The 8,520-nt window shown below is 60.7% G+C and carries 9 protein-coding genes; all 9 read right to left on the reverse strand.

Translation table 11 applies throughout. From position 1 onward, the window contains the following. Nucleotides 1-429 precede the first annotated feature (429 nt). On the reverse strand, nt 430-1,596 hold the full coding sequence (locus tag PLN84_RS11885; protein WP_292383733.1) for a phosphoglycerate kinase: 1,167 nt from the start codon (nt 1,594-1,596) through the stop codon (nt 430-432). A gap of 70 nt (nt 1,597-1,666) precedes the next feature. Next, entirely contained in the window at nt 1,667-2,293 is a 627-nt protein-coding gene (locus tag PLN84_RS11890; RefSeq protein ID WP_292383150.1) for a V-type ATP synthase subunit D, read from the reverse strand. 6 nt (nt 2,294-2,299) lie between these two features. Beyond that, a complete protein-coding gene (locus PLN84_RS11895; protein ID WP_292383735.1) occupies nt 2,300-3,685 on the reverse strand; it encodes an ATP synthase subunit B in 1,386 nt (461 codons plus the stop codon). A 2-nt stretch (nt 3,686-3,687) separates the two neighbouring features. Next, complete coding sequence (locus PLN84_RS11900) at nt 3,688-5,442, reverse strand: ATP synthase subunit A (protein ID WP_348532102.1); 1,755 nt, start codon at nt 5,440-5,442, stop codon at nt 3,688-3,690. Further along, the gene (locus tag PLN84_RS11905) at nt 5,442-5,744 is read right to left on the reverse strand and encodes a V-type ATP synthase subunit F (protein WP_292383153.1); all 303 of its coding nucleotides are present in this window, start codon (nt 5,742-5,744) and stop codon (nt 5,442-5,444) included. Before PLN84_RS11905 ends, PLN84_RS11900 begins: the two co-directional genes overlap by 1 nt. Nucleotide 5,745: 1 nt before the next feature. After that, nucleotides 5,746-6,804, reverse strand: a complete 1,059-nt coding sequence (locus PLN84_RS11910; protein WP_292383155.1) for a V-type ATP synthase subunit C — start codon at nt 6,802-6,804, stop codon at nt 5,746-5,748. Between the two features lie 12 nt (nt 6,805-6,816). Next, nucleotides 6,817-7,395 carry a V-type ATP synthase subunit E family protein gene (locus PLN84_RS11915; protein WP_292383157.1) on the reverse strand — a complete coding sequence of 193 codons (579 nt, stop codon included), beginning with the start codon at nt 7,393-7,395 and terminating at the stop codon, nt 6,817-6,819. A gap of 11 nt (nt 7,396-7,406) precedes the next feature. After that, on the reverse strand, nt 7,407-7,655 hold the full coding sequence (locus PLN84_RS11920) for an ATPase (RefSeq protein ID WP_292383159.1): 249 nt from the start codon (nt 7,653-7,655) through the stop codon (nt 7,407-7,409). 2 nt (nt 7,656-7,657) lie between these two features. Next, nucleotides 7,658-8,520, reverse strand: an 863-nt coding sequence (locus tag PLN84_RS11925) for a V-type ATPase 116kDa subunit family protein (RefSeq protein ID WP_348532103.1), incomplete at its 5' end; no start/stop codon positions are given.

Below are 8,520 nucleotides of genomic sequence, written 5' to 3' on the forward strand. Positions count from 1 at the left end.
GAGGAGAAAGACGTTGAATAAAAGAAAGGGGAGGAAGAAGTTAGCGAAGTACTGTTAACTCACCGGGAACTCAGGGTTGTACGGTCGTTCTTGTTAATCCAAAACAGACGTCACAGATGTGTTCGCGATGTGGTCAACTCGTGAAAAAGACGTTATCGGATCGGGTTCATAATTGTCCGTACTGTGGATTGAGTATGAATCGCGATCTGAACGCGTCAATCAATATTATGAGATTGGGGCTGCAATCTCTCGGTTAACATCCGTAGATGCCCGCGACTTTAGTCGCGGGAGCAGTCACTTACCCGGTCTCGCGTGAAGGCCGGACGACCATTCACCGCAGGCTCCGAAGAGAGCCACTGTCAAACATTGGAGAACTTCAGGTCCGGTGTTGCCGGAGAAAATTCAGGAGAGAGGAGAGCATCACGCCCTTCACCCGAAGATCTTCCGGGAGAGCTCCAGCGCCTCGATGGCGGGCATCTTCTTCCCGGTCAGGAACTCGATCGCTGCCCCGCCGCCGGTGGAGATGTGCGTAAACCTCTCCTCGATACCGAGCCGCTCGATGGCCGCGCCGGAGTGCCCTCCGCCGACCACCGAGAACTGCACGGTGGAGGCCGCCTTCAGGAGCTCGAACGTGCCGACGGCGAACTGCTCCTCCTCGAAGAGCCCGGCCGGCCCGTTCACCACGACCGTCCCGGAGCTGGCGATCTCCCCTGAGAGGCGGTCGATCGACTCGCTCCCGAGGTCCAGCACCTGGGCGTCCTCCGGGATGGCGTCCACCGGGTACTCTGCCCGTTCGCTGTCCTCACGGACGGCGACCGAATGTGGCAGAGAGATCCGGGTCCGGTAGGTTTCAAGGAGACCCCGTGCCTTCTCGACCTCGCCGCGGTAACCGAGATCGTCGATCAGCCGGGCCGAAGGCCGCCCGATGTTGTAGCCTGCCGCAAGCAGGAAGACGTTTCCGACCACACCGACCACGATCACGCGGTCGGCCGTTCCCCGCGCGAGAACGTTCTCCGCGACCGCAAGAGAGTCGTCCACCTTCGTCCCCCCAAGGACAAAGGTGACGGGACGCGGGGCGCCGGAGAATACCCGAGAGAGGTTCGCGACCTCCTTCTCCATCAAGAGGCCGGCGACCGACGGGAGGGCGAGCGGCAGCCCTACGATCGACGGCTGCGACCGGTGCGCGGTGCCGAAGGCATCGTTGACGTAGAAGTCGGCCATCGACGCCAATCTCCGGACAAGGAGGGTCTTCTTTGCCTCCTCCGACTTTAAGGTCAGGTTCTCCTCGGCGGCAAACCGGAGGTTCTCGAGCATCAGGACGTCCCCACGCTTTGCATTCCGGACCGCCTCCCGGGCGCACCGGCCGAAGATGTCCTCGACGTAGGTCACCGGGCGACCGAGCAGCCGCTCCAGCTTCGCCGCGTGCGCCTCAAGCGTCGTGAAATCCTTCTTGCCGGGCCTGCTCTGGTGGGTGAGGACGACAAGCCGCGCATCCTCGAGTGCCTGCACCGTCGGCAGGTGCTCGCGGAACCGCTTGTCGTCCAGAATCTGGTTCGACGAGGGATCGATGGGCGAGTTGAAGTCGACCCGCAGCATCACCGTTCCCGTCAGTTTCCCCGCACCAGCAAGCGTACCGATCTCCACCAGGTATCACCTCGAACTCTGATCAGACGCTCCGCGCCTTAATCTTTTTCAGGCGGAAGAGCTCCTCACGTTCCATCTCATCGAGCCGCATCTTGATAAAGTCTCTGGCCTCGGTGAGCTCGGGGATCACCTTGAACTCGAGCGCGTTCACCCGGCGCTTGGTGCCCTCGATCTCATCGAGCAGCCGCTTCATGGTCGTCTCGATCTCGGCGGCCTCGATGATCGCCTCAAGCAGGTCTTCAAACGCCTCCGCGGTCTCGTCGATGACGGCAGAGGTGCCGAGCATCCCGTAGCCGCGGTCGAGCACGCCCTTTCGGACGGAAGACGCCTGGATCTCCGGGACGACGACGCCCATAATGTTCTTACTTTTGAGGGAGATCTCGGGGACGTCCGCCGTCGAGAATGCGGCCGCCTTCACCCCGATCGCACCCTCGACGGTCTCCGCGAGGGCTATCATCTCCATCGCATGTGTATACCGCTCCAGCATTGCGCCGCGGCTGTCCTTCGCCTGCTGCAGCACCTTGAAGAACTCCAGGATCAGCCCATCGCGCTTCATCTTGAGGATGTTATAGCCGCGCTCCGAGAGTTTGATCCGTCGTTTGACGTTGATCAGCTCAGATCGGGTCGGCTTGATGTCTCGCAGCGCCATGGATACTTACCCCTGCGCCTTCTTCCGGTACTTCGGGTGATACTTCTGGATCAGTTCGCGGTCGATACGTACGAGCTGTTCTTCAGGCAGTGTCGCAAGGAGGTCCCAGCCGAGGTCGAGCGTCTCCTCGATCGACCGGTCTTCGTAGAGGCCCTGCCGGACAAACCGGTCCTCAAAGAGGTCGGCGAACTCAAGGAACATCCGGTCACGCTCCGAGAGCGCGTCCTTGCCGACGATGGCCACAAGGCCACGAAGGTCGTTACCCTCGGCATACGCCGCGTAGAGCTGGTCCGAGACCTTCTTGTGGTCCTCGCGGGTGTGCCCCTTGCCGATACCGAGGTTCATCAGACGTGACAGCGAGGGCAGCACGTTGATCGGGGCGTAGATGCCCTTCCGGTGCAGATCACGGTTGACCACGATCTGGCCTTCGGTGATGTAACCGGTCAGGTCCGGGATCGGGTGGGTGATATCGTCACCTGGCATCGTCAGGATCGGGATCTGGGTCACCGAGCCCTTGACGCCCTTGATGATACCGGCACGCTCGTAGATACTGGCAAGGTCCGTGTACATGTATCCCGGGTAGCCGCGCCGCCCGGGCACCTCTTCACGGGCCGCCCCGATCTGACGGAGCGCCTCGCAGTAGTTGGTCATATCCGTCAGGATGACCAGCACGTGGTAGCCGAGGTCGAACGCCAGGTACTCGGCCGTGGTGAGCGCGAGCCGTGGCGTGATGATACGCTCGACGGCCGGGTCGTCTGCAAGGTTTAAAAAGACGACCGCCCTCTCAAGGGCGCCGGTCTTCTCGAAGTCGGCCATGAAGTAGTTGGCCTCTTCCCGGGTGATACCCATCGCCGCAAAGACCACGGCGAACTCTTCGGTCGACCCGGGGACCTTTGCCTGCCGGGCGATCTGCAGCGCCACATCGTTGTGAGGGAGACCAGATGCCGAGAAGATCGGGAGTTTCTGACCGCGAACCAGGGTGTTCGTCCCGTCGATCGTCGATATGCCCGTCTGGATGAAGTCCGCAGGGGGCGCCCTGGCGTAGGGGTTGATGGCCGCACCGGTGGTCTCGAGCCGCTTTTCGGGCACGATCTCCGGGCCGCCGTCGATCGGCTTGCCGCCGCCGGAGAGGATACGACCGAGCATATCCCTTCCCACCGGCATCTTGATCGTCTCACCGGTGAAGCGGATCCCGGAGTCCCTGCCGATACCCGCGGTGGTCTCGAAGACCTGGACAACCACGATCTCGTCGCTCGTGTCCAGCACCTGGCCGCGCTTCTGCGTGCCGTCGGCGGTCACGATGTTGACGAGCTCGTTGTAGCCCACCGGCTCCGTCTTCTCAACGAAGATCAGGGGGCCGGCAATCTGTGCAATCGTCCTGTACTCCTTCATGGTCACGCCGCCCTCATCGCTTCGAATTCAGTTTCCATGTCTTTCAGGATCTTATCGAGCACGGGCTCGTAGTCCTTGATGAACTTGATCTGCACAAGCTCGTTCTTGCTCTTGATGCCGACGACCTGTTGCGGGGTCGCTCCCCCGATCTGGGCGGTACGCGCGAGGTCGGCGTAGCGCTTGATTGCCTTCATCATGTCGTACTGCTTGGCCATCGGGCAGAACGTATCTACCGCATCGTAGGCGTTCTGTTGCAGGAAGATCTCGCGGATCATCCTCGCCACCTCGATGGTGACCTGCTCCTCGTCGGGCAGAGCGTCGGAACCGACCAGCTGGACGATCTCCTGGAGTTCGGCCTCCTTCTGGAGGACACCCATCGCCCACGCCCGGAGCGGGTTCCACTCGGGCGAGACCTCGCGGTCGTACCATTCGTTGAGCGCGTCAAGGTAGAGCGAGTAGGAGTTCAGCCAGTTGATCGCCGGGAAGTGCCGGCGCTGGGAGAGCTTCGCGTCCAGTGCCCAGAAGACCTTGACGATACGCAGGGTGTTCTGGGTGACCGGCTCTGAGAAGTCGCCGCCGGGCGGAGAGACCGCGCCGATGACCGAGACCGAACCGCTCGTGCCGTTGTTGTTCACCACGCGGCCTGCCCGCTCGTAGAATTCCGAGAGGCGTGCCGCAAGGTATGCGGGATACCCTTCTTCGCCGGGCATCTCCTCAAGACGGCTCGAGATCTCACGCATGGCCTCAGCCCACCGGGAGGTGGAGTCGGCCATCAGGGAGACATCGTAGCCCATGTCTCTGAAGTACTCGGCAATCGTGATCCCCGTGTAAACGGATGCTTCACGGGCCGCGACAGGCATGTTCGAGGTGTTTGCGATCAGCACCGTCCGCTCCATCAGCGGCTTGCCGGTCTTGGGGTCCTCAAGTTCGGGGAACTCCGTCAGAACCTCGGTCATCTCGTTGCCGCGCTCACCGCAGCCGATGTAGACGACGATCTCCGCATCGGACCACTTTGCGAGCTGCTGCTGGGTGACCGTCTTGCCGCTCCCGAACGGGCCGGGGATAGCCGCCGTGCCGCCCTTGGCGATGGGGAAGAGACCGTCCAGGATCCGCTGACCGGTGATCAGCGGGATGTCCGGGTTCAGTTTCTCCTTCACGGGGCGGGGCACACGGACCGGCCAGCGCTGGAGCATCGTGATCTCGGTGCCGTCCTCGAAGGTGCAGATGGTCTCGTCGACCGTGAAATTGCCGCCCACGATCTTCTTGATCTTACCGCCCTTCGAGCGGGGCGGGACCATGACCTTGTGGACGATGTTCGTCTCCTGGACCGTCCCGAGGATATCGCCGGCCTTGACGACATCACCCACCTTCATCGTGGGCACGAACTCCCACTTCTTCTCGTGAGAGAGGCCGGGAGCCGAGACGCCGCGTTCGATGAAGTTGCCCATCTTGTCCACGAGCACCTCGAGCGGCCGCTGGATCCCATCGTAGATACTGGTCAGCAGACCGGGCCCGAGCTCCACTGCGAGCGAGAGACCGGTATTGCTCACCGGCTCGCCGGGCCTGATGCCGGCGGTGTCTTCATAGACCTGGATGATGGTGTTCTCACCCTCGATCTTGATGACCTCCCCCATCAGTTCCTCATCGCCGACCTTCACCACGTCGTACATGTGTGCGTCGAGACCGACAGCAGTGACGACCGGCCCAGAAATTCGTTTCAGGGCTCCCTGAGCCCCGTTCTCCTTGCTTTTCTTCATTACTTCCACAGATCAACACCCACCGATCTCTTGATTCTCTCTCTCATCGACAGGCCGCCCTCTTCTCCGCCGATCGCGATCACCGTCGGCTTGACGGAGTTCTCGAGGGTGGTGCGAAGCCGCAGGGGGATCCGCTCCATGTCGCTGCCCTTCAGCACGAGGATGCCGACGTCCCTGTCATCCAGCACCTGGTTGATGTACTCGACCAGCCGCTCGTCGGTCTCGGCCGCGTAGGTCTTTCTAACCCCCGCGAGCCGAAACCCGAGGATGAATTCACTGGTACCGACTATTGCGATCTCCATTCTACATCACCAGGTAGCCCTGTAATCGCTCACCGGGGAGGCCGGCCTCCTTGCCCCGGGCGAGGGCGCGAAGGTTCGCGACCTCGTACTTCTTCTCCTCAAGGTAGACGATGACCGGAAGGATCGAGAACGGATACCGCTTCGACATCCGCTCCATCTGATCCAGCTGAACCCGGGTCAGCGCAACCTCGATCTCGTGGATGGCGGTCGTGCCCCGGATCGCCTCGAGCGCATTCAGGAGCGGGGTCATCTTTACCTGTCGCTTTAAGGCGTCGATGAACTCGTCCTGGTCCTCAAGCCCCGAGAGCCGCTGCAGTTCTTCCACCTTAAAGGAGCCGCCGGGGATCATCAGTTCCCTGACATCCTCACGGATGTGCCCCGCCCGGAGACGGAAGAGATTCTGGATGTTCCGGATATCGATCTCAAGCCGGATGTACTTCAGGAAGATCTCACCGCCTTTGACGCCTTCCGTGGCGTCGGCGACGAGCCGTGCGTAATAGCCCTTGTAGAGCTCGTTCTCGAGATGGGCAAACGACCCGGTCTCCATCGCACGGGGAAGTTCCCGCTCGATGACCGGGTAGAACCGCTCGCCCTTGAGCGCCTCGGCGACCCGTTCCGGCGACTCCTCGGCGATCAGACGGTCGAGAGCGATCTTGTCCAGCTTGCCGGCCGGGATCAGGACCTCCTTGATCTTACCCGGCCGCATACCCTGCATCTTACCGCGCAGGATAGTGACGACGTTCTGGATATCCCATCGGCGCAGATAACTCGCGGTGAAGTACTTCAGTTCCCCGGGCACAAGCTCCAGGATACTCTGGTACTCCTTGGCAAGGTTCCAGCTCAAGGCCTCCTCAACGAGGTTGATCCCGGAGAAGGAGGTGCCGAGTTCATCGATCTCGGACCGGTAATTGGTCTCGCCGATGAACCGGGTGATCTCAGGCAGGCTCATATTCAGCATCCGGAGATAATCTTCGCGCGGTATCAGCAGTGAGCGCCGTACCCGCATGCGGGTGCAGGCGTAGATGTAATTGGTCGCCAATCCGCTACTTATCCCTGCCATGTATGAACCCCCTCATGTAAACAGTATATCCGACGCATCCTTCAGGGCGGATTCCCAGATCTCATCCAGAAACGTGCTGTAACTGAAATCGAGCTGCAGCTCGCCGTCGATACTCTCGACGATGATGCCGCCGGGAATCTCAACCGGGTCACCCACGGCGTAGCCCGAGAGAGTCTTTAACCGGGAGATGATTCCTTCGGCAACCGGGATGTCCCGCTCGTTTGTATGCACGGTACCTTTCTTAATCTCCTTCGCCGCTCTCTTCAACAGGTCTGTGAGCGCCTTCTCGTGGAACTCAGGAGGCAGGTCACCGACAGCAGCGAGCGAGGCCGAGTAGACCTGATCCAGGAGCACCTTCTGGGCGTTTAAGACCTGTCGTTTGACGACGAGGTTCGCCGCCGAGGCTTCCTGGTTGATGGTGTGGGTGGTCGCCCGGTCTGCTTCCTCTTCAGCCGAGACCTTGATCGCGGCAGCCCGGGCCTGTGCATCCTTCAGGATCTCCTCGACATCGGCCCGGGTCTCTGCCCGGGCCGCCTCAACCTCTCTTCGCCCTTTCTCCCGGATCTCGTTGACGACTGCTTCGAGTCCCATGGTTCACTCCATCAGAACAGAAGCAGCAGTGCAACCACAAGACCGAAGATGACGATGGTTTCGGGAATAACTGTCAGGAGCAGCACCAGACCGAATACGTCGCGGTTCTCTGCCGTCGCCCCGACCGCAGCAGAACCGATCGCCATCTCGGCGACACCGGCGCCGATGCCGGTGAGGCCGACAGCGAGGCCTGCACCGAGTGCTTTCATTCCCAACTGCGATGCCTGTACCATTTCAAGAGTCATGCCAACATCTACCATTTTTACTCCTCCATAAACTTAGATTTCATACCAAATGGATTGTACTTCTTGCCTCCACCTTTGTAGAACTTGGTGAAGAACTCAACATAGTGAAGACGAATCGAGTGCAGACCGCCGCCGAGGAGACCAAGTGCTGTGTTTAGCAGGTGGCCCAACAGGAGGACGAGAATGCCGAAGATGATGATGATCACGCCGACCGGTGTGATCGCTTCAAGCTGGGGCTGTATCATCATGCCAATCGCGATGAAGTTGACCACCATCGCAATAGCGACCGAGGATAAGCCCACCGCCACAAGACGGGCGTAAGATAACACGTGACTGATGATCGACGGGAGTTCGACGAGCTCGAGCGGATTCTCCTGGGCGATGCCTATGATGCCTGCCACCAGAAGGACTGCTCCTGCTACGGCGGCAACGTTGAACCCCATGACGACAACAGGAAGACCCGTCAGGTCGGGCATCAACGGAATGGCGTAGAAGGCCCAGATCATGATGATGATCCCCCACATCGTCCCGAGCCATCCGGCGTTGGCGATTGCCGCCTTGGCCGCATGCTTCCCATGGTGGAACTTCCGGGCATTGACCATGCCGAGGATGCGCCCGAGCGTGATGTGCAGGATACCGATCCAGATCGCAAGGACCATGAGCTCGGCTACCTGGGGGCCGTGACCGCCCGCGGCAACCCCTATGTTGAGGTGCCGGGAGAAGAACAGCGCCGGCCATGGGAGCGCAGCCCCGAAGAATTCGCTGTAGAGTATGCCGAATATGATGCTTGAGATGCTTGCGTAACTGAGCACCTTGAGGAGCATCCTTCCTTCGTCGCCTTTCAGGAACTTCCGCAGCCCGAGGCTCAGGGCAAGCAGGA

Source organism: Methanoculleus sp. (assembly GCF_035363275.1).
In the GTDB taxonomy this organism is placed as follows: Archaea; Halobacteriota; Methanomicrobia; order Methanomicrobiales; family Methanoculleaceae; genus Methanoculleus.